Here is a 2,238-nt window from a genome sequence, read left to right as displayed (position 1 = left end):
AGGCATACCCTCGTCTATAGATATTGAATTCTTAGAATTAAACGACAACCCCTACTTTAACGATGAAGAAGGAATTGGTAGAGGTCGTCTTCGACCGTAGAAAAAACTCCGAGAAGAGGGGTTACGGATTTTTGGAAGTGCAAGTTTATCTTGGACGTGCCACTCGTAAATACATTATGATTGGCAAGTATTCACCCGACGACTGGCAAGCAGCAGCAGCTTCGCCCGAAACACAAGCTCTGGTAGCAAAGTGTAAGAAAATCATTGCTGCGATGGACGTTCTTGATGAAGAGCGTACCTACGACAATTTCATGTATCACTTCAATGGCGAAGACAAGAAGCCTAAGGTGGAAGTAAAGGAGGAGCAGCCCAAAGAGTCGGAGAAAAGTGGAAAGAGCTTTCTCGACTTTATGGAGGAAGCTCTCGCCAATGAAGATTTGCGCGAAGGTACACGCAAGCACAAGATTTGTGCCATTGAAACCGTGCGCACATTCGGTAAGCTCAACACCTATGGCGACTTGACTCCGAAGAACATCATCGCCTTTGACAACTGGCTGCATGATGGCAACCGTACCGATGTGACGTGTTACGGCTACCACAAGAAAATCCACAAGTGGGTTCGCCAACTTTATCAGATGGGCGAAATTCCACAGGATCCTTATCAAGTGGTGACGTTGAAGCGAGGCAAGTGCCGTGAGCGTGAACCGCTCACCGAACTTGAACTGAACCTCATGCGCAACTACAAGTTCGAGGGCAAACTTGCCAGGGTGCGTGACCTCTTCATCTTCGCTGCCTATACTGGTCTGTCGTTCTGCGACACACAGACCTTCGACTTCGAGAGCATGACGAAGAAGGAAGGCAAGATGTACTACATCGATGGTGGCCGTATCAAGACTGAAACAAAGTTCTTCACGCCTATCCTCTCTCCTGCCATGAAGGTGCTTGAGAAGTACGACTACCAACTGCCTAAGATAAGCAATCAGAAAGCCAACGACTACCTTCATGTGATACAGATGGAGCTGCACTTCAGGCAGAAGTTGACTTTCCACATGAGTCGCCACTCCTTCGCTACAATGGCATTGGCTCACGACGTGCCTATAGAGAATGTGGCTCGTATGCTTGGGCACCAGGACATCAAGACCACACAGATTTACGCCAAGGTGCTGCGCACCACCATCGAGCGCCATGCCACAGCCCTGCAGCGTTCAATCAGCTAAGACACGATAGAATATTCCCTTTAGTAACTGCGACTTTCCCGACTCATGGAAGGTGGCAGTTATTTTTTCGCATATATACCTCTGCCCACGTATGTAGAACAATGCACGAGGATTAGGTATTGTGTCAGAGAGGAAAGAGAAATGGAACTTCTGCTTTCCATCAATCTTGTGCATTGACAAGCGCATAGAATTGGCTATGCCGTCTTTCAATCGCAAGGTGAATAGAGTTCTGTTATACCCAAACGAGTCAGTAACCTCCACCTTATCTATTATAGGATGTGGCTGATTACCGCCGAAAAGATAATGTCCACTCCAAAAGCCGACATATATAACATCAAAGTATGCAGATGACTTCTCGGTTTCTCCTTTGCTAATCACATAGCTTGCAGTGCCTTGTGCCAAGTCTCCGGCATCATAGTCGACATCATCGTGATAGCGTACCGATGATAATTGCCCTTCATTGTTCGGCCTTTGTCCTATGTAGATTCCAGAAGATGCAGAGCCAGAAGAACCCGTACCGTCTTCCGATATAGTCCATGTTTCTCTACTGCCCAACTCTCCGCAGTCGAGAAACATACAATTGCCATACTTGTCGTCAGTACCCTCTATCCATGCAGGAACGATTTTCAGTTCAATATCGTCAGCATCATTATCAACAAAATAATCTCCGAACTGATTTACAGGCATCAGACGGTTATAATACTTGTACCACTTCATGCCATTATGCTTGCTGACAAATTCTGATTTGTAGCAGTACATTATAAAATAGGTATCAATCTCCTTGCAATAAAAAAGTCTGTTTCCGTCACTTCCAACTGGATAGCCACGGCTGAAAGACTCGCTGTATCCATGTCCGCTATGCCCCGTAGACTTGTAATAACCGCTAATCTTCAACGTCATTGCCTTGTCAATCAATTCCCGAAATGTATCATAGACCAAAGCCTTTGACTTGTTGGCTCTTATAACCCCAAATCGGTCATTAGAAAAAGTTTCTTGTCATTTTCTAATGACCGCCATTAGA

Annotated in this window: 2 protein-coding genes; one reads left to right on the top strand and one right to left on the bottom strand. The window is 45.8% G+C overall.

Annotation, left to right across the window (positions count from 1 at the left end; all coding sequences use genetic code 11):
- Positions 1 to 176: 176 nt before the first annotated feature.
- Positions 177 to 1,217 carry a site-specific integrase gene (locus tag KM934_RS12625; RefSeq protein ID WP_252345006.1) on the top strand — a complete coding sequence of 347 codons (1,041 nt, stop codon included), beginning with the start codon at positions 177 to 179 and terminating at the stop codon, positions 1,215 to 1,217.
- Here KM934_RS12625 and KM934_RS12620 read toward each other — a convergent pair.
- Positions 1,206 to 2,117, bottom strand: coding sequence for a hypothetical protein (locus KM934_RS12620; RefSeq protein ID WP_215760960.1), 912 nt, complete (start codon positions 2,115 to 2,117; stop codon positions 1,206 to 1,208). The genes KM934_RS12625 and KM934_RS12620 overlap by 12 nt on opposite strands.
- Positions 2,118 to 2,238 lie beyond the last annotated feature (121 nt).

The organism is Hallella faecis (assembly GCF_018789675.1).
Taxonomy (GTDB): Bacteria; Bacteroidota; Bacteroidia; order Bacteroidales; family Bacteroidaceae; genus Prevotella; species Prevotella faecis.
The sequence above is the reverse complement of the archived record's forward strand: the minus strand, read 5'-3'. Positions and strand labels throughout refer to the sequence as shown.

What these genes read in the sequence shown, in the direction of transcription:
- KM934_RS12625 (WP_252345006.1), top strand. Translation starts at nt 177, where the DNA reads ATGATTGGCAAGTATTCACCCGACGACTGGCAAGCAGCAGCAGCTTCG.
- KM934_RS12620 (WP_215760960.1), bottom strand. Translation starts at nt 2,117, where the DNA reads ATGACGTTGAAGATTAGCGGTTATTACAAGTCTACGGGGCATAGCGGA.